21 protein-coding genes are annotated in these 21,970 nt (G+C 70.9%); 11 read left to right on the top strand and 10 right to left on the bottom strand.

The annotated features are described in order from the left end of the window. Positions 1-16: 16 nt before the first annotated feature. The 4 genes from IFT89_RS06110 to IFT89_RS06095 all read left to right on the top strand — a co-directional run bounded on the left by IFT89_RS06110 (position 17) and on the right by IFT89_RS06095 (position 4,047). Positions 17-1,063 (top strand): alpha/beta hydrolase, encoded by a 1,047-nt coding sequence (locus tag IFT89_RS06110; protein WP_202938511.1) that lies wholly within the window; start codon positions 17-19, stop codon positions 1,061-1,063. Further along, positions 1,063-2,085, top strand: coding sequence for an alpha/beta hydrolase (locus tag IFT89_RS06105; RefSeq protein WP_202938510.1), 1,023 nt, complete (start codon positions 1,063-1,065; stop codon positions 2,083-2,085). The genes IFT89_RS06110 and IFT89_RS06105 overlap by 1 nt, the downstream gene beginning before the upstream one ends. Continuing rightward, positions 2,085-3,413, top strand: a complete 1,329-nt coding sequence (locus IFT89_RS06100; RefSeq protein WP_159877108.1) for an MFS transporter — start codon at positions 2,085-2,087, stop codon at positions 3,411-3,413. Before IFT89_RS06105 ends, IFT89_RS06100 begins: the two co-directional genes overlap by 1 nt. A gap of 127 nt (positions 3,414-3,540) precedes the next feature. After that, positions 3,541-4,047 (top strand): hypothetical protein, encoded by a 507-nt coding sequence (locus IFT89_RS06095; protein WP_124768347.1) that lies wholly within the window; start codon positions 3,541-3,543, stop codon positions 4,045-4,047. 33 nt (positions 4,048-4,080) lie between these two features. Here IFT89_RS06095 and IFT89_RS06090 read toward each other — a convergent pair whose 3' ends face one another. Together IFT89_RS06090 and rffA are read right to left on the bottom strand one after the other, a co-directional pair. Beyond that, complete coding sequence (locus IFT89_RS06090; protein ID WP_213014185.1) at positions 4,081-5,307, bottom strand: rhamnosyltransferase WsaF family glycosyltransferase; 1,227 nt, start codon at positions 5,305-5,307, stop codon at positions 4,081-4,083. Beyond that, positions 5,304-6,518: a dTDP-4-amino-4,6-dideoxygalactose transaminase gene (gene rffA / locus IFT89_RS06085; RefSeq protein ID WP_202938508.1), complete on the bottom strand. Its 1,215-nt coding sequence runs from the start codon at positions 6,516-6,518 to the stop codon at positions 5,304-5,306. The genes IFT89_RS06090 and rffA overlap by 4 nt, the downstream gene beginning before the upstream one ends. A 236-nt stretch (positions 6,519-6,754) precedes the next feature. On the opposite strand from rffA, the gene IFT89_RS06080 reads away from it, so the two are divergent. Together IFT89_RS06080 and IFT89_RS20505 are read left to right on the top strand one after the other, a co-directional pair. Next, positions 6,755-7,411 (top strand): response regulator, encoded by a 657-nt coding sequence (locus IFT89_RS06080; protein ID WP_124768339.1) that lies wholly within the window; start codon positions 6,755-6,757, stop codon positions 7,409-7,411. Next, complete coding sequence (locus IFT89_RS20505) at positions 7,408-8,490, top strand: sensor histidine kinase (protein WP_202938507.1); 1,083 nt, start codon at positions 7,408-7,410, stop codon at positions 8,488-8,490. The genes IFT89_RS06080 and IFT89_RS20505 overlap by 4 nt, the downstream gene beginning before the upstream one ends. Before the next feature lie 18 nt (positions 8,491-8,508). Here the strand turns inward: IFT89_RS20505 and IFT89_RS06070 are convergent, their stop codons facing one another. Then, positions 8,509-9,084 carry a GNAT family N-acetyltransferase gene (locus tag IFT89_RS06070; RefSeq protein WP_137242617.1) on the bottom strand — a complete coding sequence of 192 codons (576 nt, stop codon included), beginning with the start codon at positions 9,082-9,084 and terminating at the stop codon, positions 8,509-8,511. After that, a complete protein-coding gene (locus IFT89_RS06065; RefSeq protein ID WP_137242618.1) occupies positions 9,081-9,413 on the bottom strand; it encodes an NIPSNAP family protein in 333 nt (110 codons plus the stop codon). Before IFT89_RS06065 ends, IFT89_RS06070 begins: the two co-directional genes overlap by 4 nt. A 106-nt stretch (positions 9,414-9,519) precedes the next feature. Here IFT89_RS06065 and IFT89_RS06060 point away from each other — a divergent pair, with 106 nt between their 5' ends. Next, positions 9,520-10,179: a HEAT repeat domain-containing protein gene (locus IFT89_RS06060; protein WP_202938506.1), complete on the top strand. Its 660-nt coding sequence runs from the start codon at positions 9,520-9,522 to the stop codon at positions 10,177-10,179. A gap of 75 nt (positions 10,180-10,254) precedes the next feature. Here the strand turns inward: IFT89_RS06060 and hisD are convergent, their stop codons facing one another. From hisD to IFT89_RS06045, 3 genes are all read right to left on the bottom strand, one after another. Further along, positions 10,255-11,571, bottom strand: coding sequence for a histidinol dehydrogenase (gene hisD / locus IFT89_RS06055; protein WP_202938505.1), 1,317 nt, complete (start codon positions 11,569-11,571; stop codon positions 10,255-10,257). Between the two features lie 94 nt (positions 11,572-11,665). Further along, complete coding sequence (locus IFT89_RS06050; RefSeq protein ID WP_079704685.1) at positions 11,666-12,598, bottom strand: LysR family transcriptional regulator; 933 nt, start codon at positions 12,596-12,598, stop codon at positions 11,666-11,668. Between the two features lie 4 nt (positions 12,599-12,602). Continuing rightward, positions 12,603-13,481, bottom strand: a complete 879-nt coding sequence (locus tag IFT89_RS06045) for a nitrilase-related carbon-nitrogen hydrolase (RefSeq protein ID WP_202938504.1) — start codon at positions 13,479-13,481, stop codon at positions 12,603-12,605. A gap of 186 nt (positions 13,482-13,667) precedes the next feature. On the opposite strand from IFT89_RS06045, the gene IFT89_RS06040 reads away from it, so the two are divergent. After that, entirely contained in the window at positions 13,668-15,161 is a 1,494-nt protein-coding gene (locus IFT89_RS06040) for a purine-cytosine permease family protein (RefSeq protein WP_202938503.1), read from the top strand. Between the two features lie 67 nt (positions 15,162-15,228). After that, on the top strand, positions 15,229-18,081 hold the full coding sequence (locus IFT89_RS06035; RefSeq protein ID WP_202938502.1) for a hypothetical protein: 2,853 nt from the start codon (positions 15,229-15,231) through the stop codon (positions 18,079-18,081). A gap of 62 nt (positions 18,082-18,143) precedes the next feature. On the opposite strand, the gene IFT89_RS06030 is transcribed toward IFT89_RS06035, so the two are convergent. Then, the gene (locus tag IFT89_RS06030; RefSeq protein WP_086472808.1) at positions 18,144-18,488 is read right to left on the bottom strand and encodes a cupin domain-containing protein; all 345 of its coding nucleotides are present in this window, start codon (positions 18,486-18,488) and stop codon (positions 18,144-18,146) included. Between the two features lie 64 nt (positions 18,489-18,552). Here IFT89_RS06030 and IFT89_RS06025 point away from each other — a divergent pair, with 64 nt between their 5' ends. Both IFT89_RS06025 and IFT89_RS06020 read left to right on the top strand, forming a co-directional pair. Continuing rightward, complete coding sequence (locus tag IFT89_RS06025; protein ID WP_086472807.1) at positions 18,553-19,470, top strand: PhzF family phenazine biosynthesis protein; 918 nt, start codon at positions 18,553-18,555, stop codon at positions 19,468-19,470. A 47-nt stretch (positions 19,471-19,517) separates the two neighbouring features. Next, positions 19,518-19,961: an META domain-containing protein gene (locus IFT89_RS06020; protein ID WP_202938501.1), complete on the top strand. Its 444-nt coding sequence runs from the start codon at positions 19,518-19,520 to the stop codon at positions 19,959-19,961. Positions 19,962-20,007: 46 nt separating this feature from the next. Here IFT89_RS06020 and IFT89_RS06015 read toward each other — a convergent pair whose 3' ends face one another. Next, positions 20,008-20,769, bottom strand: a complete 762-nt coding sequence (locus IFT89_RS06015) for an ABC transporter ATP-binding protein (RefSeq protein WP_202938500.1) — start codon at positions 20,767-20,769, stop codon at positions 20,008-20,010. Further along, positions 20,766-21,821 (bottom strand): FecCD family ABC transporter permease, encoded by a 1,056-nt coding sequence (locus IFT89_RS06010; protein ID WP_202938534.1) that lies wholly within the window; start codon positions 21,819-21,821, stop codon positions 20,766-20,768. The genes IFT89_RS06015 and IFT89_RS06010 overlap by 4 nt, the downstream gene beginning before the upstream one ends. Positions 21,822-21,970 lie beyond the last annotated feature (149 nt).

The following is a 21,970-nucleotide window of genomic DNA, read 5'->3' as shown; positions in this document are numbered from 1 at the left end:
GGATCGGAGGAACACCATGGCTCGGAGCAAGCCCACCGTCGACGCGTTCGTCACGGCGATCACGAAGCGTCTGGCAGCGCTGCAGACGCCCGAGCCGAAGGATCCCGTCGGGCGGCGAGCACACGCGGCCGCCTTCGACCGGGTGTCCTCCGAGGCGCTCGGCACCGAGACCCTCGTGGCAGCGACCGAGGACCACACCGTCCACGTGCCCAGCCACCCGGACGCACGGCTCCGCGTCTATTGGCCCGACCAGCAGCGACTCCCCGCCCTGGCCGACGGTGCATCCGGTGGCCGGCCCGTCCTCGTGTACTTCTTCGGCGGTGGCTTCACGATCGCCGGGATCGACTGGATCGGTTGGGACGCCGGGTTCCGTCGCCGCGCCAGGGAGGCCGGTGTCATCATTGTCGCCGGCGAGTACTCCTTGGCCCCGGAGGTCCGGTACCCCGCGCAACCGGAGCAGTGCTGGTCCGTGTTCGAGTGGGCGGCCGAGCACGCGCGTTCACTCGGCGGTGACCCCGACCGACTCGCGATCGGCGGTGCATCATCGGGCGGGAACCTCGCCGCCGCCGTGACCCACATGAACCGGGACCGCACCAAGCGGCCGATCCGGCTGCAGCTGCTCGAGGCTCCGGCGCTCGACCTGACGCGCGGACACCTCGACGCCCGCGGGATCACGCAGGTGCCGGGTGCCATCCTGCGTCGCCTCGCGCGCCAGCTCGTGCTCCAGTACCTGGGGCCGGACCGGGCGACGCAGCACGAACCGTACGCGTCGCCACTCCTCGCGACCGACCACCGGGATCTGCCACCGGCCGTCATCTACACGGCGGAGATGGACCCGCTCCGCGGAGACGGCGAGGCCTACGCCCGCGTGCTGAGCGAGGCCGACGTGCCGGTGAGCTGCGTCCGGTACATCGGGCAGACGCACACCTCCGGCGGGCTGACCGGTCATGTCCCGGCGGCAGACCACCTGCACCGCGACGTCATCGCGACCCTGCGGACGCTGCACGAGGACCCGGTGAGCTACGGCGCGCCGCTCCGCGAGCCGGCGGAGGCCTCGCGGTGATGTCCGTGGAGGAGCTGCGGCTGGATCCGGGCATCCTCGCCTGGGCTGGGCGGATCGAGCAGCACGCGGAGCAGCTGCCGGCACTCCGTTCCTCGGACGTGGCCCTCCGTCGGCAGGCGGCGCGGCGGCTCTCCGACCTCCTGGCGGAGGAGTTCACCGAACCCGCGCCACCGTCGGTCGAGATCACCACGAGCTGGATCGACGGACCGGCCGGACCCGCCGGCCCGCTCGAGCTCCGCCGGTACCGCCCGGAAGGACTCCCGTCTCCGGCGCCGACCCAACTCGCGCTGCACGGCGGCGGCTTCACGTCCGGCACCGTCCACGAGCTCCTGAACGACCGACTGCTCGCAGCCCGGGCCCTCGCCGCCGGGATCCAGGTCGTCGCGCTCGGATACCGGCTCGCGCCCGAGCACCCCTATCCGGCCGCCGTCGACGACACCATCCACGCCCTGCGGGTCCTGACCTCCGAAGCAGGCCCGAGCCGTTTCGACGTCGACCCGGGCCGCCTGGGCATCGCCGGCAACTCGGCGGGTGGCGGGATCGCGGCGAGCGCCGTCCTCCACCTGCGTGACTCGGGTGACCTCCCCCTCGTCCATCAGGCGCTCGAGGTCCCCGCGGTGTCGCTGACCCCGTCGGGCGACTCCGCCACACGGTACGCGCGCGGGTTCGGACTGGACGACGCGGAGGCACTCGTGCCGCTCTACCTCGGCGGTCCGCGGGCGGCGGACGCCTATGCCTCCCCGCTCGAGGCCGACGACCTCTCGGACCTGCCGCCCACGCTGATCCAGGTCGCCGAGCACGACCCGCTCCGCGACGCGGGTCTGGCGTACGGACGCCGACTCGTGGAGGCGGGGGTCCCGACGGTGACGTGGATCGGGCGCGGCCACGTCCATGCGTCGGGTGGTCTCACGGCCGTCATGGCGGGCGCGAGGGAGTGGCAGGCGGTCCAGGCCACCGCGCTCCGTGAGGCCTACGGGACGAACCCGCTCGTACCCGAACCGATCCAGCCGAGGAGACGATGATGTCAGCTCTCACCCCACCCACCGGTCCGTCCACGGGGCCCGTCGAGCCGGAGCCGCGCATCGGTGACGCCGTCCCCGTCGCGGCGGTCGATCCGGACGCCGTCCCCGGGTCACCGCAGGCGCGCGGCTTCCTGCCGCTGTTCGTCCTGGCGTGGTTCGGGGTCACGTTGGCGCTCGGCACCATCAGCGGGGCGTCGATCCCGAAGGCCCTCGCGTTCCTCGACGACGCGACGAAGGGGACGAACCTCTCGATCGTCGCGGCGGTCGGCGGCATCGTCATCATGATCATCACGCCGCTGTTCGGCCGGCTGTCCGACCGTTCGCGTTCGCGCTTCGGGATGCGGCGGCCGTGGATGCTCGGCGGAGCGGTCGTGGCGCTCGGCGGGGTCGCGATCCTGGCGACGGGTGACAGTCTCGCGGTGACGATCCTGGGGTGGAGCATCGTGCAGCTCGGCTTCGGTGCGACGAACATGGCGGTGCACGCGCTGCTCGCCGATCAGATCCCGGCGCGGATCCGGGCGCGTGTCGCAGCCGCCGCCAGCGTCTCGGGCGGGCTCGCCCTGATCGTCGGTGCGCAGATCGTCGCCGCCCTCCCCAATGACGCGCGGTGGACCTGGTTCGTCGTGCCGGGCCTGATCGGCGGCGTCCTGAGCACCGCGCTCGTGTTCGGGCTCCGGGACATCGTGCGGACGGTACCTGCTCCGCCGTTGCGCGTGGCCGACATCCTGTCCACGTACTGGCTGAATCCCGTGCGCTATCGCGACTTCTTCTGGGCGTGGGCCTGCCGCCTGCTCGTGACGATGTCGATCGTCTCGGTGTCGATCTACCTGTTGTTCTTCATCATCGACCAGTTGGGCATCCCGAAGGAGCAGGCGTCGGGTGTCCAGGCGAACGCGCTCATCATCTTCACGGTCGGGAACATCGTCATGACGGTCCTGTTCGGTTGGATCTCCGACCGGACCGGGCGACGCAAGCCGATCGTGCTCGTCTCCAGCCTCCTGAGCGCGGTCGGACTCGGGGTCGCGATCATCTCCCCCGACGTCACCGTGTTCCTCGTCGGCATCTTCATCGTCGGAGCGGCGCAGGGGGCCTACGTGTCCGTCGACATCGCCCTCATGACGGAGGTGTTGCCGTCGTTCGACGAGGCCGGCAAGGACCTCGGCATCGTCTCACTGTCGTACCAGCTCCCACAGCTGCTCGTACCGATCGTCGCCGTCCCCCTGCTCGCGCTCGGTGGCGGGGAGAACTATCACGCGCTGTATGTCGCGGCGATCGTGTTCGCCGTCCTGGGCGGACTCGCCGTGCTGCCGATCAGGTCCGTGCGATGAGACCGGCACTTGCACGGTCAACGGATTGCAGGGGTTGGTTCCGGGGTGGTTTCCAGGTGAAGTCCACCCGGGGCGCAGGACCCGGAGTGACACTGGACCATACCCGACCTCTGACCACCGGATCCCCATGACCCTGCCGTTCCCAGCTTCGCCCGACGACACCCTGCAGCGGCGACCGCTCCGCGAGGCGCTCGCCGACGCCGTGCTGCAGGACTTCATCGACGACCTCCCGGTCCCCCTGCGACCGACCGACCTCGCGACCCGGCTCCTCTACCCGCGCTGGCAGGTGTACTCCGACATCCACGAGGGCAGACTCGTCGCCGAACGGGTCCGGAACAACAAACGGTTGTTGAAGATCGATGTCGAGCGGAACCGGGCGTGGATCGCTCGCGGGCTCACCACCCGTCGGGCTCGCGCCGGGTCCGCCGTGGGCGAGGCGGGGCCCGAGTCGCCCGTCTCGGTCGTCATCGTGGATCCCGAGGCCCTCGCGCAGCTGAACACCCTCACGGCGACCGGCTTGAGCGTGCGGGAGGCGGTCGAGCTTGCACTCACCGCCCTCGGCTCGCGCGAAGCGGCCACCACCGCCACGGTGCCCGACATCGACTCGCGTGGCCGACAGGTGCGGGCGGGCTGACCGGTCCTAGCGGGCCGACCCGGCGGAGGCGCGTCAGATCGACGTGCGCATCGCGCGTTCGAACTGCGCCACGAACTGCGCGCCCGGGTCGGACCAGTCCGCGGCGGTGATCGACGCCGACATCCGCTTCGCGTGCTCGACCGCGTCGGGCCGTTCGACGATGTCGACGAGGCGACGGGCGATGGCCGCGGGCGACAACGGGACGTACTCGATGTGCTCGCTGTCGAGTACCCCGGTCGTGTTCGGGCTGTCGTTGACGACGGGCACGACGCCGGAGGACATGATCTCGAGCGGCAGCAACGACATGTCGGTCAGCGAGAGGACGAGACCCGCGGCACACCGGTTGTAGACCGCGTTGAGCTCCGAGATGTCCATCGCCGACCGGTTGACGAACGGGAACCCGGTCTCGTATCCCGACATGTCCCAACCGACGAGGTTGATCGTGATGTCGGGGCGCAGCCGGTGGAACTCGGTCAGGGCGAGCTCGCCGATCTCCCAACCGCGTCGAGGAGTCGGCGGGCGGGCGTAGAACAGGATCTCGGTGCGGGGCGCGTCGTTCACGTGCGAGTAGTGCTGCTTGTCGACCGAGTAGTCGAAGTGGTCACAGCTCATCCCGTACTCGTCCGCGACCTTCTGCGCGAGCCACGGCCCAGCGGAGAAGCCGTGGAACCCGAACCGGTAGGTGTTCTCCGCGAGCACGTACTCGCTGCTGGCCGGGTAGAACCACGGTTCGAAGTCCTGCACGAAGGAGAACCGTTTGGCCGGCCCCTCGTAGCGGAACGCGGGGTAGGCCGTCTGCCAGTCGGAGGACACGACGACGTCCGCGCCCGGCGCGATGCCGGTCGTCGGGTCGTACCGGACGAGGTCGGCCTGCAGCTCCGGGTACGCGCTGCTCGCAGCCATCATCGCCCGGATCCCGGGGATGTCGACCGCGGGCTGGGCCGACGCCTGGTACAGGTAGATCGTGAGCCGGTGCCCGGCGCGCTCGAGGAACTCCATGAACCGGAAGGCGTTCTGGTGCCCGCCCGAGGTCCGGCTCGGCGGCGAGATCAACCACGCCACGTCGTAGGGGCGCTCCGGGAACTCGACGGCGTTGAAGTTCCGCGGCACCGTCCAGTCTGCGGCGATGGCGTCGCTCGGGTACAGGTCCGTCGGCTTGCGCCGCATCGGGTTGAACCGTCCGTCGGCGAAGTGCGCGGCGCGCCAGAGCGTCGATCGGACGCCCTCGCCGCGGATGGCTCGGAGCCCCTGCCCGATCATGCCCATATGGAGTCCTGTCCCGTCGATGCCGTCGCTGCGAGTGCCGCAGGTGCTGCTGGTGCCGCTGGTGTCACGGGTCCGAACGCGCGGACCGCCGTGATGACCCGGTCCACCTCGTCGTCCGTCATGGCCGGCCACAACGGGAGCCGGACGAGACGCTCGGCGAACCGGACCGCGTGCTGCGGCTCGGTGACCACTCTGCCGTAGCGCCGGCCCGCCGCGCTCGAGTGCAGCGGCACGTAGTGGAAGGCCGCTCCGACACCGTGCGCCTGGAGGTGGCGCAGGAACTCCTGCTGCACCTGCGCATCCGGCAGCAGGAGGAAGAACAGGTGCGCGGCATGCACGCCACCGGGCGGGTCCATGAGCGTCGCGCCGCGATCGTGAGCCCACTCGGCGAGTTCGGCCGCATAACGGTCCCAGATGCGATGCCGATGCCCCTGGATGAGGTCGAAGTCGCGGAGCTGGGCGTCGAGGACGGCGGCGTTGAGCTCGCTCGGCAGGTAGCTCGACCCGAGGTCCGCCCAGCTGTACTTGTCGACCTGCCCGCGGAGGAACTGGGCCCGATCGGTCCCCTTCTCGCGCATGATCTCGGCGCGGAGCAGGACGGTCTCGTCGGAGATGAGCAGGGCGCCGCCCTCGCCGCAGTGCACGTTCTTCGTGTCGTGGAAGCTCTGGGCCGCCATCGCTCCGACCGTGCCGAGGCGGACACCGTCGCCGGCGACCCCGAGGCCGTGCGCGTTGTCCTCGAGCAGGTGCAGCCCGTGCTCGCCCGTGAGCTGCTGGAACGCCTGCACGTCCACGGGGACACCGCCGTAGTGCATGACCGACACCGCCCGCGTGCGTGGGCCGATGGCGTCGGCGACGTGCTGCGGGTCCAGGTTGCCCGTCACCGGGTCGCTGTCGACGAAGACGGGCGTCGCTCCGGCGAGGACGACCGCGTTCGCCGCCGACGGGAAGGTGAAGGTCGGCAGGATGACCTCGTCGCCGGGACCGACGCCGATCAGGCGGGTCATCATCTCGAGCGCGTGGGTCCCCGAGGTGGTCAGGAGCACGTGCGGCGCGCCAGTGAGGTCCCTGAGGCGCTCGGATGCCGACGCGGTGAAGGCACCGTCGCCGTGGACGTGGTCTCCGGCGAGGACGCGTTCGAGCTGTTCGAGTTCACCGGCGGCGTGGAAGGGCTTCGACAGCGGGATCCGCTGCTCAACGCGCACTCGTATCATGACTGTTCTCGCATCGTGGTTCCCCCGGACGTTCGATCGACACCCTCGATGTCGATGCTCCGAGTGGCGCGCACGTCACCGGGGCGCTTCAGTATCCGCCCGGGTCGGCGCGACGCGCATCCTGCTGCGGGCTATTCCACCCCCGCCACCTGGCGGGTTCAGCCTCCCGGCCGTCGCCGCCCGGTTCCCGGGACTCGTAGGGTGAGAGTCGAGCTGAGGAGGACACCGTGATCGGAGTGGCCATCGTCGACGATGAGGCGTTGGTGCGGTCCGGATTCGAACTCATCCTGGGTGCCGTCGAGGACATCGAGGTCGTCGCCTCGGTCGACGGGATCGGCGCCGTGGAGGCGATCCGCTCGAGCCGTCCCGACGTGGTCCTCCTGGACGTCCGCATGCCCGGGCGCAACGGGCTCGACATCCTCGACGAGCTGCAGACCTGGGACGACCCGCCCGTCGTCGCGATCCTCACCACCTTCGACTCCGACGACTACATCGCCCGCGCCCTCCGCAGCGGCGCCGCGGGGTTCCTCGTGAAGGACACGGACCCGGAGCAGCTCCCCATGCTGCTCCGATCCCTCTCCGCGGGCGGCATCGTGCTCTCGCCGCAGGTGTCACGGACGCTCGTCGGCGGATTCGCCCGCACCGCCGACCGCGAGGCGGCGAAGCGACTGTCCGGGCTGACCGGCCGCGAACAGGACGTGCTCGCGGCGCTCCGGACGGGCGCGTCCAACACCGAGATCGGCGAGGCACTGCACCTCAGCCGCGCGACCGTGAAGGACCACGTGAGTGCCATCCTCGGCAAACTCGAGGTGACGACCCGACTCGAAGCCGCCATCATCGCCGAGCGTGCCGGGGTCCGCGGCGACGAGGCGGACCCCCGGTGAAGCGGCGCTCGCGGCTCTGGTCGGTCCTCCTCGAACTCGCCCTCATCGCGGCGGCGGCCGTCGAGAGCCTGACGACGCTCGAGTGGGCGACGCCCTGGGAGTCCAGCCTGGCGATCGCCGCTGCCGTCGGTCTGATCTTCCGGCGACGCTGGCCGTGGCTGTCGCTCCTCCTCGCCGTGCCGGCCTTCACCCTCAACCTCGCCACCCTGGCCGGGTTGGCGTCGCTCTTCTCCGTCGCGGTGCGGGAACGGCGACGCTGGCGGCTCGTCACGACGGGCGCCGTGGTCTTCGTCCTCGCCGCGGTGCCGTGGTGGGGGTGGACGTCGCCCAACTACACGATCCTGTCCATCGTGTACGCCGCACTCTACGCCGCGGCACCGATCGCCTTCGGTCTGCTCGTCCGCACCCGCCGCGAACTGTTCGACCGCATACACGACCTCGAACAGGTCCGACGCAGCGAGCGGGCACGCATCGCCTCCGACGTCCTCGTCGAAGAGCGCACGCGCATCGCCCGGGAGATGCACGACGTCGTCTCCCACCAGGTCAGTCTGATCGCTGTCCAGGCCGGCGCGATCCAGGTGCAGACCGAGGAACCCGGGACGAAGCGGATGGCGGTGACGATCCGTTCGCTCGCGTCGCGCACGCTCGACGAGCTGCGGGACATGGTGACGCTGCTGCGCGCGGAGACCGGTCATGCACCGCTGGCCCCGCAACCGACGGTCGACGACCTCGACCGGTTGATCGCGGACAGCGGCATCGACGTCACCTCCGCCATCGAGTTGCCGGACGGCCTCCCCGCACCCGTGCAGCGGGCGATCTACCGGACCGTGCAGGAGGGACTGACGAACGCGCGGAAGCATGCGCCGGGCGCCGCGGTCGACGTGCGCGCCGAAGCCTCCGCAGACGAGGTCACCGTGGTCATCCGGAACGCCCGACCCGCACGCACGTCGGACAGCTCGTGGTCGTCCGCGGGCCACGGCCTCGTCGGCTTGAGCGAACGCGCCGAACTCCTGAACGGCTCACTGCTCACCGAGGACACGCCGACCTCGTTCACCCTGACGTTCCGCGCACCCTCCTGAGCCGTCTGGACGGCGAGGTCAGCCGGCGGCCGGTCGCTCGTCGGTGGCGAGGACCGACATCAGGATCGAGTCGACCCATTCGCCGTCCCAGCAGAGCGTGTGACGCTGTCGTCCTTCGACCACGAAGCCGGCCTTGACGTAGGAGCGTTCCGCCCGCGGATTGAACGAGTAGACGTCGAGGACGACCCGGTGCAGTCCCAGCACGGAGAACGCATGATCGAGCACAGCCGTCGTCGCCTCCGTCCCGAAGCCTTGTCCGGTCCGCCCGGGAGCCAACGCGATCCTGAAGTTCATCGACGCGTTGTCCTCGTCGAGCTCGTTCAGCACCACCTCACCGAGGTACTCGCCCGAATCGATCGCGGTCACGGCCCAGTCCGCTCGATCGTCCTGACCACCGACGGTCGCGAGGTGTCGCTCGATCGCCTGGCGCGGGATCGGGCCATGGGTACCGGTGAGGCGCAGGGTCTCCGGGTCGGCGAGTCCGCGGAGCGTCGGTTCCAAGTGGGCGGGGCCGAGCGGCACCAGGCGGAGTCTCGGCGTCAGGATGGTGTCGAGTTCCGCGAGCTTCGACGTGTCGACGGTCGGGACGGTCACGCTGCCCCCTCCCCGGCGATCTCGTCGCCGAAGAGCGGTGTCTGGAAGCGACGCTCGAAGCGCACGATGCAGCCGGTGCCCCGCACGAGCTCGTAGGCCTCGATGCACTCCGGATCCGTCGTCGCGGCGATGCGGTACTGCTCGTACGCGGCGAGCGAGGGGAAGCTGAACAGCGCGAACGCCTCGTCGTTGTCGCCCTCCGCTGGGAGGAAGTAGCCGTGGTGGTCGCCACCGAGCCGGTTCACGAGGCGGATCCAGCGCCGCCCGTACTCGGTGAAGGTGTCGAGCTGCTCGGGGTCGATCTGGTAGCGGAGGTGGATGGTGATCATGGGTCCAGTCTGGCTGTCCGCACGACGAGCGCCGTCATAGGGGGCCGTCGGCGTCACCGGACACCTACGCTGGAAACCCGTCCCCACACCCCGGAAGGTGGTCGAGATGTCCTCGGAATACGACGACGCCGCCGCGAACGGGCTCGCCCGCGCCCTCCGCGTGCCGGCCTCTTCAGACCGGCTCCAGGCTGCACTCGCTGCGGGCACCACCCCGAGGACCGCCTATATCGAGGTCCTCGTCGACCGCTGCGCCGTGGAGCCCGACTTCTTCGTGCGCGACATGTTGACCTGGGCACTCGTGCGGCACGACCCCGAGGTGACCGTTCCTCGCCTGATGGAGGAACTCGGGTCGGTCTTCCCACAGGCACGCAGCCAGGCGCTGCACACCCTCTCGAAGACCGGAGACCCACGCACCTGGTCGGCCATCACCCTCGCACTGCTGGAGGACGAGGAGGATCAGGTCGCCCGAGCCGCCTGGCGCACCGCCGCAGGGGTCGCCCCGGAGCGGGAGGCGTCGGCTCTCGCCGAGCTGCTGGCGAGGCAGTTCGGCCGCGGCGACCGCGAGGTGCAGCTCAGCCTCACCCGTGCGTTCGCCACGATCGGCGAGCCTTCGATCGAACCCGTCGAACAGACGGCCTCATCCGAGGCGTTCGAGCGAGAGGCCCGTGCGCACGCTCGCGCGACCGCCCGGATCCTCCACGACCCCGAGTTGGACTTCGACGAGGCGATGCAGGAGGCCCAGCACGCGCTTCGCCAGAGTGACTGAGCCATCATCCCGGTCATTGAGCCTGTCGAAATGCCCTTCGACAAGCTCAGGGACCGGAGGGGGGCCGGGCCTGCCTCAGCTGAGCCGGGCCGTGCGGAGCGTCGCGGTCGCGCTGTGCGCCGCCATGCCCTCCGAATCGGAGATGACCTGCACCGCGTCGGCGAGCTCGGGTGTCGCCGCCTCGGCGATCCGCTGGTAGGTGAGCGGCTTCAGGAACCGCGACACCGAGAGCCCGGCACTGTGCTTGGCGCCGCCGGCGGTCGGGAGCACGTGGTTCGTGCCGGCCATGCCCTTGTCCGAGTAGGCGACGGTGCTCCACGCGCCGAGGAAGATCGATCCGTAGTTGAGCAACCGCTCGTGGTACCAGACGTCGTCGGCCGTGATGACCTCGAGGTGTTCCGGGGCGAGGTCGTCCATGAGCGCCGCGGCGGTCTCGCGGTCGTCGGCCACGGTCACGGAGCCGTAGTCTCGCCAGGCGGGCCCGCAGATCGACTCGGTGGAGAGCGTCGGGAGTTGGCGTTCGACCTCGGCGATGACCGCGCGGCCGAGCTCCTCCGACGTCGTCACGAGCGCGGCCGGTGAGTTCGGTCCGTGCTCGGCCTGGCCGAGCAGGTCCGCGGCCACCAGGATCGGGTCCGCGGTCTCGTCCGCGAGTACGGCCACCTCGGACGGACCGGCGAGGAGGTCGATCGCGACCGTGCCGAACAGCTGTCGCTTCGCCTCGGCGACGAAGGCGTTGCCCGCACCGACGAGCATGTCGATCGGCAGCTCGCCGAGTAGACCGTAGGCCATGGCGGCGAGCGCCTGGACGCCCCCGAGGACGAAGACCCGGTCGACACCGGAGACGTGCGCGGCGTAGACCACGGCGTCGTTCGCGCCGCCGTTCGGCTGTGGCGGGGTGCAGGCGATGACCGTCGGCACACCGGCCTGCTTGGCGACGCCGACCGTCATGAACGCACTGGCGGTGAGCGGGAACCGGCCGGCCGGGAGGTAGGCACCCACCCGGGAGACGGGGACGTACTTCACGCCCGTGACGAGTCCGGGCACGAGCTCGGTCTCGAAGTCCTGCAGGTGGGAGCGCTGCTCCTGGGCGAAAGCACGGGTGCGCTCGCCACCGAGGTCGATGGCTGCGCGGAGGTCCGCGGGGAGGCGGTCGCCGCTGGTCGCGATCTGCTCGGGCGTCAGCTCGACGTCGCCGCCCTCGTACCGGTCGAGCCGTCGCGCGGCGTCGAGCACGGCGTCCATGCCGCGCCGCTCGATGTCGAGGAGCATCGCGGAGACGGTCTCGATGACGGCCGGGTCGCGCTGCGCCGGAGGAGCGTCGACGAGCGGGGTCTTGAGGTGACGGAAGGAGCCGTCGAGGGACTGGAGCACGGGAGGGCTGAATCGCATGGTGCGAGCGTACGAACGCGGCGCGGGGGCGACAACGGGGGACGTACCTGCGCGAGCCATCGGGTCACCCGATACGCCGGTCCGCGGGCGACGCTCAGCGTCTCGGGGTGGTCGCGATCACCTGGTCGGGCTCCGCCGCCGCGAGCAGGGTGTGCTCGGCGAGTTCGGCGATCCGCGCGGTGGCCGGCGACAGGTAGGCGCCCTCGCGCTGGACGAGCGCGATCGTGTCGTAGAGCGGCTCGGCGAAGGGGGTGAGCGTCAACTGCTCCGGGAATCCGCCGGTGCGGGCGACCGTGCCGGAGACGATCGTGTCCGCGGCCCCGGTCGCGGCGAGGCTCAGGGCGGTCTCCACGTGCTCGACCTCGACGGCCGGTTCGATCGACCGCCCCTGCAGGCGAGCGCGCTCCAGCAGTTGGAGACGCGTGGGGTCCCGCCACCCGGCGTAGGCGTCGTAGAGCACGAGCTTGGCGTCGGCGAACTCGTCGATCCCGACCGGGCCCGCCGCGGGATCCCTCGTGGTGGAGGCGTAGAAGACCTCGTCGCGGAAGAGGGGCCGGATGGCGAGGCCCGCGACGGGCACCGGGAGGACGACGAGCCCGGCCTCGATCTCGCCGCTCGCCACGGAGTCCGCGACGAGTGCCGAGTTCAACCCCACGAGTCGCACGCGCACGTTGGGGTAGCGCTGGTGGAAGCGCTGCACCAGGTCGGACAGCTCGTAGTAGGCGGCGTTGCGCAGGACGCCGAAGGTGCACACGCCACCGTCGAGGGAGGTGATCGCCGAGAGCGCGTCGAGTCCGCCGTCGATCGCGGCGACCGCGCGTCTGGCGTGTTCGCGCAGCTCCTCGGCGGCCGCCGTCGGGACGAGCCGACGCGCACCGCGGGCGAACAACTGCAGGCCGATCTCGCGCTCGAGGCGGCTGACGAGCTCCGACACGGAGGCCTGACTGCTGTCGAGCTCGGCGGCTGCGGCGGTGAAGGAGCCGCTCTCGTAGGCGGCGAGGAAGGCGCGGAGTTGCGCGAGGGTCATGCGGTCAGCCTAGCGAGGAGCGTTCTCCCGTCACTGCGCCGTACAGCTCGGGGCGCCGGTCGGCGAGGACGTCGTTGCGCGGACCGATCCGGGTCGCGCCCCGGTCGATGCGGACGGTCGCGTCCACCCGCCCGCGCTCGTCCTTCCGCCCGACGGGCCAGCCGTCGGCCGGGATGATCGTGGTGCCCTCGGTCCAGGGGTTGCCGGCCTCGGTGCCGGTGCGGTCGCAGCACACGATCGGGATCGCGGACGCGCGCGCCGCCGCCATCGCCTGGACGACCTCGGGTGCCCGCTCGCCCTCCGGCCGCTCGACCAGGGGCCAGTTCGTCGGGACGACGAGGAGGTCCGCTCCCCGGAGCGCCAGACTCCGCGGCACCTCGGGGAACTCGAGGTCGTAACAGACGAGGACGCCGAGCCGGCCGAGCGGCGTCTCGACCACCGGCTGGGTCTCGCGACCCGCCACGAACACGGACTGCTCCTCGTCCCACAGGTGCACCTTCCGGTAGACACCGAGCACACCCGAGGCGCCGAGGACCAGGGCGCTGTTGCGGATCTCCTCGCCGTCCAGCTCGCAGAACCCGACGACCACCACGGCGTCCTCGGGGAGCAGCGACGCCCACTCGGTGAACACCGACGCGTCGCTCGGGAGCGCGACCGCGCGGGCCGCCTCCGGGCTGCCCAGGTAGTAGCCGCTCGTCGCGAGCTCGGGCAGCACGAGGAGCTGCACCCCGTCGGCGACGGCGTCCCGCATGGCCGCCTCGATCGTGCGCAGGTTGCCGTCGAGGTCGCCGAGGACGGGGGCGAGTTCCTGGGCACGGACCCGGATGCTCCGCGCGTCGGGGTCGCTGTGGTCGGTTGCCCCCGTGGGGTCGGTGCTGGTCATCCAGCGATCATACGAAGCCCTCGCGGACGGGACCATCGTGTTCCCCGATGGTTGGGATCGGGGCATGGCCGATTGTGCCCGTCCGTGAGCTGCGGATACCGTCGTCGGCACGAGCGAGTCCCCGACCCGAGGCAGACCCCCGCTGCCCGTCGCACTCCTCGACCGCCCGAGCCCTGGAGGCCAGCCATGGCGACACCCGCCGCCCCCTCGTCCACGCCCGGTTCCGCCGCCGGAGCGGGTGACGCCCAGCCGTCCCTCGTCGAATCCCGCTCCATCGACTGGATCCCGCTCGATGAGCGCCACGGTCGCCCGCGCTCGCTGTTCTCGCTCTGGTTCATGTCGAACGCGCAGGTGACGACCCTGGCGACCGGCATGCTCGGCGCCGCGCTCGGAGCGAACCTCGCGACGTCCCTCCTCGCGATCGTCCTCGGCGTGGCCGTCGGCACCGTGTTCACGGCCTTCCACTCCGCACAGGGGCCGCAGCTGGGACTCCCGCAGATGATCCAGTCGCGCGCGCAGTTCGGCTACCGCGGCGTCGTCCTCATCTGCGCGATCGTCGTCTTCAGCCTCGTCGGCTTCAACATGTTCAACCAGATGCTCGGCGCGGACGTCCTCACCATGACGACCGGTGTCGACGCCGGTGCGGGTTGGTACGTGCTCATCAGCGGCGTCGCCGTCCTCCTCGCGATCTTCGGCTACTCCTGGATCCACCGGACGCAGTCGTGGCTCACCGCACTGTTCCTCATCACCTTCGGGCTGTTCACCGTCGTCGTCCCCTTCGTCGTGCCGCTGCCGGCCGACGCGCTGTCGCTCGCGAACTTCAGCTGGGTCGCATTCCTCGTGCAGTTCGGCGGCGCCGCGGCCTACGCGCTCGGTTGGGCACCGTACGTCTCCGACTACTCGCGCTACCTCCCGCCGCAGACGAACCCCGGGCGGGCCTTGTTCTACACCTACGGCGGCGTGTTCGTCGGCGCGGTCTGGCTGATGGGGCTCGGTGCGTTCGTCGCCAGCGCGTTCCAGGGCGCCGACCCGCTCGAAGGGGTGCGTGACGCCGCCGACGCCATCCTGCCGGGTTCCGGGACCTGGCTGCTCGTGGCCGCGCTGCCCGGGTTGATCAGCGTCATCACGGTCAACATCTACGCGGCGTCGATCGAGACCATCACGATCATCGACTCCATCCGACCGGTCCGGCCGACGCGCACCCTGCGGGTCGTCACGTGTCTCGCGATCGCTTCGGCCGCCGTCATCGGCTCGTTGCTGAGCACCGGCGAGTTCCTCGCGAACTTCAGCAGCTTCCTCGTCGTCCTGCTCTACGTCCTCGTGCCGTGGACGTCGATCAACCTCGTCGACTACTACCTCGTGCGGAAGGGTCACTACGTCGTCCGTGACATCTTCACCCCGAACGGCGTCTACGGCGCCTGGGGCTGGCGTGGCCTCCTCGCCTACGCGATCGGCATCGTCGCGATGATCCCGTTCGTCGTCACGGTGTGGTTCACCGGTCCGATCGCGCAGGCGCTCGGCGGTGCCGACCTCGCGCTGTTCATCGGTCTCGCCGCCTCCGCGATCGCCTATGTGCTCCTCTCCCGGTCGCTCGACCTCGGGCGCGAGCGTGCGGCGGCCGAGCGCGACGTCACCGAGACGGGTCACCAGGCGGTCGCCTTCACGTCCCGGCGTCGCTGAGCTCCCGGCGTCGCCGAGCGACGGCTGGCGTCAGGGCGCGCGACGCCACGGGATTACACTCGACGACGTGACGGAACCGGACGGCGTGGGCGAACCCGACACCCGCATCCCGGATCCCGCGCCACGGCACACGCCACTGTGGACCGTCCTCTCCGCCTGGCTCCTGCGCGTCGAGCGTTGGTTGCAGTCTCGTGGCGGCTCCCGCCTCCGCAGCGGGCTGCGCCAGCTCTGGGGACTCGTCGCCATCGGAGGGATCATCCTCCTCGTCGGCCCGGTCATCAATCCGCCGCTCACTCTCGACGACCTCACCGACGAGGCATCCGACGTCACCGACACCTGGATCGCCCGCTCCTTCAGCGCCGACTACCGCGTGACGACAGACGAGGACGGCCGACTCGTCACCGACGTCGAGGAGCGCATCGACGCGTTCTTCCCGAAGGACGTCGACGACCGCACGATCGAACGCGTGCTCGCGACCGAGTATCAGGGTCACGCCCTCGACCCGTCAGCGATCACGGTGACGTTGGACGGCGTGAAGCAGGACGTGACCCGGGAGCGGGCAGCGGTCTTCCTCCGGCTCGTCGTCGACCCCGGTGAGCAGCTCACGGGCGACCACGAGCTCGTCATCCGGTACCAGCTCTCCGATCTCGCCTACGTCGCTCCGGACCCCGCCACCGGGCAGCCCGTCGACCTGCTCCGGTGGGACGTGTTCGGCCCCGACCTGCAGCAGGCCGTGGCGAAGCTCGATGTGCGGGTGACCATCCCACAGGAGCTCGACGACCGTCTCGTCCGGCAACCGCGCGGCTCCCTCGCATGGACCCTCGTGGGTGCCGGGCAGTGGCTGACCCCGGAGCCAGACGCCCCACCCGGCGAGGTGGCCTACGCGTTCACGAGCGACGACGCGGCCCCACCGCACGCGCAGGCGCGGTTCACCATGCCGTTCGAGGCCGGCTCGATCACGATGCCCCCGCAGTCCTGGATCTTCTGGGTCCAGACCTTCGGACCTGTCCTGCCGATGCTCGTCCTCGCTGCGACGCTCCTGCTGTCGTTCGCGGCCCGTGCGGTCGCGTGGGGTGACGCCCGCGGACGTCCGTGGTACCTCGCGCAGTCGGAACCGCCGGAGGGCATCTCGCCGCGCATCGCCGCGCACCTCCTCCGGTCGCCCGCGACGATGGAGCTCGCCGAAAAACTGAAGGACGCCGCGGTGAGCGGCACGAAGCAGCAGGCCAAACGACAGGCGCGCCTCATCGCGGCGGCCGGTGCCGCCAAGCGGGCCGGCCGCTTGGGCGACCGACCCCGTGCCCTGCGTCGGTACCTCACCGGGCCGGAACGCGCCGGGCAGGTCCAGGCGGGTCTCCGCCGGGTGCCGAAGGGCTTCGTGCGTGACTGGTTCATCGCCGCACCGATCGCGCTGACGCTTCTCCAGTGGGGCATCGTCCGGCAGCTCTCCCATCAGACCGTGCTCGCGGTGGTGTGGTGGCCGCTCGCCTTCGTCGCCATCTCGACCGTCTTCGCCGTCATCGTCCTCGCGATCGCCCTGACTGCCCGGCCGCTGACCCGCAGGGGTGCGCTCGTGAAGCAGCACCTCCTCGGCATTCGTGTCTACGCCGAGCGGACGCAGCTGCTCGATCGCGCGACCCTGCGCGACCGCCTCCTGCCCTACGCCGTGCTCGGCGCTCCGCCTCGGGTGACGGGCAGACGGGTCGCCGCGCTGATCGCCCCGGAGATCACGATGCCGGCGGCCGCGGCCGATCGCGCCTCGCGCGCCGACGGGTCGAGAGCGGGCTTCCTGACCGGACCGCGCATCGCCGTCCGGGTGCTCGCCGTGCTGCTCGTCGTCGGCGCGATCGTCGCTGTGAACGTCCTCCCGGCGCCGTCGCTGGAGTCCGAGACACCCCGTTCCTACACGGGCGACATCCCCGGATCGACCCTCACGACGATCGCGACAGCCGACCTCGACGCGGAGCTCACGCGGACCGACGGCGACGGTGCGCGACTACGCGTCACCGAACGGCTCGGTGTGGACTTCTCCGACGAGGGCTCGGTGCCCGCACAGGTGGTGCGCGAATGGCCCGCCGTCGTCGACGGCCAGGACCTCGGCCTCACGGTCGACCGGGTGACGGTCGACGGCGATGATGCGCCCTTCACGACGGAACGGGCGGAGGGCCGGCTGCTGCTCCGCACGACCTTCGCCGACGTGCGCACCGGCCTGCACGACGTCGTGATCCAGACGACCGCCACGAGGCCGGCCGTCTCCGCGACTGTCGATGGACGGGACGTCGACCGGGTCAGCTGGGTCGGGTTCCTCGACGGCTGGACGAGCGGCGTCGCCTGGGACGAGGACGTCGCGCAGGGGCCGTTCCGGCTCAGCTTCACCGCCGACGACGAACTCCTCGACGACGCCGTCGATGCCGGGTGGACCCCCACCGAGGCAGGGACTTGGCGACCGGCGGCGTCCGAGGGTGGTTCCGGCCGCGAGACGGCGACCATCGAGCTCACGCCTGACGACGACGGCGGATGGCCGCTCGACGTCCGTGGCGACGACCTCGGCGTGGTCCTCGACCTCCCGGCTGGGACGGTCGCCGGTGCCGACGCCGATGCCGCGGCCTGGGCCCGGACGGCGGCGCTGGCACCTGGGCTCCTCACGGTGGTCCTCGCCGGGCTTGCCATCCTCGGTTCCGTCATCGGCGCCCTCGGGTCGGCCCGGCGCCGGGCTCCGAAACCGGGTCTCCTCCGCGACGCAGTGCGCTGGCTGACCCCGTCGGCCCTCGCCGCGGCGGTGATCCTGGGCGTCTGGACCCTGAACGGCGTCGCGGGAGACGACCCGTTCGGCGACCTCGTCCTCGGCGGGCTGATCGCCGGCGTCGTGGCGGTCATCGCCTGGTACAGCGTCGTGATGTGGGCCAGGCCGCGCGCCTGACCGCCACGACCCGCGCGACACGGCGGGTCAGGCCCTGTCAGGTCAGGTAGCGTCGCGACCGCTCATCGAGCAGGTCCGAGAACGGCCTCCGACACCTCGCCGGCCGATGCGCCCTTCAGCTCGACCAGGATGATGTGCGTCGGGGTCGTGCCGGTGTTCTCACCGGAGTGCCGCTGCGCGGGCAGCCAGACCGCGTTGCCGGCGTGGAGCTCCGTGTCGAACACCCGCTCGCCCGAGTGCAGTCGGCGGTGGAAGTCGGTCAGCGTGATCATGACGCTGTTCGGATGTCGGTGGGGCACGGTCTGCGTGCCCGGCGTGTCCTGGTAGTCCAGGACACGCACGAAGTCGTTCTCCCACAGGGTCGTGTAGTTGTCGGGATTACTCACCGTCGGATCGTCGTTGATCATGGCTGAACGGTACGCCGCTCCGGCGCGCTGCGACACCGGTTTTTCGAGCGGGTAGCATCGTCGGATGTCGACCACGCGACCGCCCGAGATCCTCCGCCTCACGGCCTTCGCCGCCGAACCCGGTGGCGGCAATCCCGCGGGTGTCGTCCTCGACGCCTCGGTGCTCACCGACGCCGAGATGCAGGCGATCGCCACCGAGGTCGCGTATCCGGAGACGGCGTTCGTCGTCGACCCGGGTATCGACGGTGACGACCGCCACCTGCGCATGCGCTACTTCTCCCCCGGTGCCGAGGTGCCGTTCTGTGGGCACGCGACCATCGCCACCGCCGTCGCCCTGGCTGAGCGCCGTGGCGTCGGACGCTTCACGCTGGAGACGAACGTCGGACCCCTCGTCGTCGAGACCGCATCCGACGCCGACACGAACGGCGACGCCAGCTCGATCACCGCGTCGTTCACGAGCGTCGAACCCACCGTGCGCGATCTCGACGCCGGGGTCGCCGATCGTCTGCTGTCACTGCTCGGGCTCGAACGCTCCGACCTCGACGAGCGGTGGCCGCTCCGCGAGTCGTTCGCCGGCAACCGGCACCCGGTCGTCGCGGTCCGCGAGCAACAGGTCTTCGACGCCTTCACCTTCGACCCGACCGCCCTGCGCACGCTGATGGATGAGCAGGGTTGGGCCGGGACGGTGACGGTCGTACACGATCACGGGATCGACGCGGACGGCCAGCTGCTCGTCGAGGCCCGCAACCTCTTCCCGGTCGGAGCCATCACCGAGGATCCGGCGACCGGTTCCGCAGCCGCCTCCTTCGGTGGCTACCTGCGGGCGCTCGGCCTCCTCACCCCGCCGGCTCGGATCCTCATCCGCCAGGGCCACCACGTCGGCGCGCCCAGTCTGCTGACGGTCGACGTCCCGGTCACCGGCGGCATCACCGTGACGGGGACGGCGCAGCCGATCGCGGGCTGCGACGAGTCGACGCGCTAGCATCGAGCCAGTCGCGGTCGGGCGGCCACCCGCTGGAGGGGATGGACATGTTCACAGGCACCAGGTCGAACCGGGGGCGCGCCGCAGTCCTCGGTGTCATCGGCGCAGCAGTGCTCGGGTTCGCCCTCGCGGGATGCGCATCCGGAGCCGAGGGCGGCGCCGACGCCTCGACCACACCGCCTGCCGCCGAGTCGGGCGACGCTGTCGGTGTCGTCGGCGTCTGGGGAGACCCCGACGCGCAGAACACCCCATCGCTGGTGTTCGCGGAGGACGGCAAGGTCACGGGGACCGACGGCTGCAACCGCCTCATGGGCTCGTGGACTGCCGACGGCGACACGGTCGAGTTCGCGCCGCTGGTGTCCACACGGATGGCCTGTGAGGGAGTCGACACCTGGTTGTCGGGCGGAGCGTCCGGCACCTGGACCGACACGAGCCTCGTCGTCCTCGACGAGAGCGGCACGGAGATCGGCACGCTCGAGCGCTCGGAGTGAGCGAGCCTACGGTGCTCGGGCCATCTGGTGCCCAGAGCGGGTGGGATCATCGCGTGAACGTGACGACGGGGTGGCCTCGGCGGGGGTCCAGCGTCACCTCGGCCACCACGCCGTAGACGTCCGCGATCAGCGCCGCGGTCAGCACCTCGCCCGGTGCCCCGGCAGCGACCACCTGGCCGGCCCGCAGCACGACGACCGTGTCGCAGTACATCGCGGCGAGATTGAGGTCGTGGATGGCGATCACGGTCGTGACCGGGAGCGCGCAGACGAGGTCGAGCAGCTCCAGCTGGTGTCGGATGTCGAGGTGGTTGGTCGGTTCGTCGAGGAGGAGCTCGCGTGGCTCCTGAGCGAGTGCCCGCGCGATCTGTGCCCGCTGGCGTTCGCCTCCGGACAGGGTGTGCCAGAGGCGGCCGGCCTGGTCGAGCAGGCCCACGTGGGCGAGCGCGCGTTCGACGGCGGTCTCGTCGGCTGCGGTGTCACCGCCAAGCCCCGAGCGGTGCGGGATCCGACCGAGTCGTGCGATGTCGCGAACCGTGATGTCGACGTCGGTGTCGGCGTGCTGCGTCACCGAGGCGACCGAGCGCGCGATGCGCCGTCGACCGACCGACGCCAGGTCGACACCGTCGAGCGTCACGAGTCCGGCGGTCGGCTTCACGAGGCCGTGGAGCACCCGCAGGAGCGACGACTTGCCCGACCCGTTCGGTCCGAGGAGGCCGACGGTCTGTCCCGGCTCCGGGTGCAGGGTCACGCCGTCGACGACGAGCGCGCCGCCGCGGTTCCAAGAGACGTGCTCTGCATGCAGGGTCATCCGCGCCTCCGTCTCCGCGCCAGCAGGGCGATGAAGACCGGCACCCCGACGAGCGCGGTCCCGACGCCGACCGGCAGCGGCGTCGGTGAGAACGCAACGCGCGAGCCGGCATCCACCCAGACCATGAAGATCGCACCGATGATCGCCGTGGCCGGGATGAGGCGACCGTGACGGGGTCCGACGAGCAGGCGGGCGGCGTGGGGCAGGACGAGTCCGACGAAGCCGATCGCCCCCGCGACGCTCACCAGGGTCGCCGTGATGAGCGCCGTCGCGATGAGCAGGATCGCCCGCGTCCTCGCGACGTGGATGCCGAGCGATGCCGCGACGTCCTCACCGAAGGCGAACGCGTCGAGTGCATGGGCGTACCGCAGGCACAGGAGCGACCCGGCGACGACGACGATCGCGCAGAGCGCCACGTCGTCCCAGCGCACGCCCTCGAGCGAGCCGAGCAGCCAGAACATCACGCCGCGCGTCTCGTCCGAGTCGGCGAACGCGAAGATGATCAGCGACGTCAGTGCGGAGAAGAGTTGCGTGCTGGCAACGCCCGCGAGCACGACCCGGTCAGTCCCGCCGCCCGACAGGCGGGAGAGCAGGAGCACGAGTCCGAAGGCGACGAGCGCGCCGATGAACGCGCCGCCGGAGAGGCCGATCGACGCCCCGCCGAGTCCGAGGATCCCGATCGCGACCGCCCCGGTCGACGCCCCGGAGGAGATGCCGAGGATGAACGGGTCGGCCAGCGGGTTGCGGAGGAGCGACTGCATGATGACGCCGCAGAGCCCGAGCCCGGCTCCGCAGGCTGCCGCGACGAAGGCTCGCGGCAACCGCTCCTCCCAGACGATCGCGTCCTTCGACAGCTTCACCGGGATGTCGGTGAAGCCGAGGTGGTTCGCGACGATGTCCCGCACGTTCACGAGCAGGATGTCCGCCGGTCCGAGCGTGATCGCCATGCCGACCGAGACGAGGAGGAGGACCACGCCGGCGAGGACGAGCAGGCCGGTGATCGTCGCGCGGCGTGCGCGCGAGGCCGGTCGCCGTGCCGTGTCGCTGTTCATCAGCGTGTCGCCGCTCGTCACCGGTTCGCCGCTCGTCACCGTCTCCGGGTTCAGAGCTCGTCCTCGTGCTCGACCCACCACGCCTTGATCTTCTCGAGGCCGTCGACGAAGCGGATGGACGGGTTCAGCTCGGCGCCGTGCAGGGCGAT

It is taken from the genome of Plantibacter sp. CFBP 13570 (genome assembly GCF_014841395.1).
Lineage (GTDB): Bacteria > Actinomycetota > Actinomycetes > Actinomycetales > Microbacteriaceae > Plantibacter > Plantibacter auratus.
This window is presented reverse-complemented; position numbering and strand designations above follow the sequence as displayed.

Excerpts from the sequence above, each read along its gene's own strand:
- IFT89_RS06050 (WP_079704685.1), bottom strand. The coding sequence starts at position 12,598 with ATGACCCTCGCGCAACTCCGCGCCTTCCTCGCCGCCTACGAGAGCGGC.
- hisD (WP_202938505.1), bottom strand. The coding sequence starts at position 11,571 with ATGCGATTCAGCCCTCCCGTGCTCCAGTCCCTCGACGGCTCCTTCCGT.
- IFT89_RS06045 (WP_202938504.1), bottom strand. The coding sequence starts at position 13,481 with ATGACCAGCACCGACCCCACGGGGGCAACCGACCACAGCGACCCCGAC.
- IFT89_RS06100 (WP_159877108.1), top strand. The coding sequence starts at position 2,085 with ATGTCAGCTCTCACCCCACCCACCGGTCCGTCCACGGGGCCCGTCGAG.
- IFT89_RS06020 (WP_202938501.1), top strand. The coding sequence starts at position 19,518 with ATGTTCACAGGCACCAGGTCGAACCGGGGGCGCGCCGCAGTCCTCGGT.
- IFT89_RS06105 (WP_202938510.1), top strand. The coding sequence starts at position 1,063 with ATGTCCGTGGAGGAGCTGCGGCTGGATCCGGGCATCCTCGCCTGGGCT.
- IFT89_RS06040 (WP_202938503.1), top strand. The coding sequence starts at position 13,668 with ATGGCGACACCCGCCGCCCCCTCGTCCACGCCCGGTTCCGCCGCCGGA.
- IFT89_RS06110 (WP_202938511.1), top strand. The coding sequence starts at position 17 with ATGGCTCGGAGCAAGCCCACCGTCGACGCGTTCGTCACGGCGATCACG.
- IFT89_RS06030 (WP_086472808.1), bottom strand. The coding sequence starts at position 18,488 with ATGATCAACGACGATCCGACGGTGAGTAATCCCGACAACTACACGACC.
- IFT89_RS06025 (WP_086472807.1), top strand. The coding sequence starts at position 18,553 with ATGTCGACCACGCGACCGCCCGAGATCCTCCGCCTCACGGCCTTCGCC.
- IFT89_RS06060 (WP_202938506.1), top strand. The coding sequence starts at position 9,520 with ATGTCCTCGGAATACGACGACGCCGCCGCGAACGGGCTCGCCCGCGCC.
- IFT89_RS06010 (WP_202938534.1), bottom strand. The coding sequence starts at position 21,821 with ATGAACAGCGACACGGCACGGCGACCGGCCTCGCGCGCACGCCGCGCG.
- IFT89_RS06090 (WP_213014185.1), bottom strand. The coding sequence starts at position 5,307 with ATGATCGGGCAGGGGCTCCGAGCCATCCGCGGCGAGGGCGTCCGATCG.
- IFT89_RS06065 (WP_137242618.1), bottom strand. The coding sequence starts at position 9,413 with ATGATCACCATCCACCTCCGCTACCAGATCGACCCCGAGCAGCTCGAC.
- IFT89_RS06095 (WP_124768347.1), top strand. The coding sequence starts at position 3,541 with ATGACCCTGCCGTTCCCAGCTTCGCCCGACGACACCCTGCAGCGGCGA.
- IFT89_RS06015 (WP_202938500.1), bottom strand. The coding sequence starts at position 20,769 with ATGACCCTGCATGCAGAGCACGTCTCTTGGAACCGCGGCGGCGCGCTC.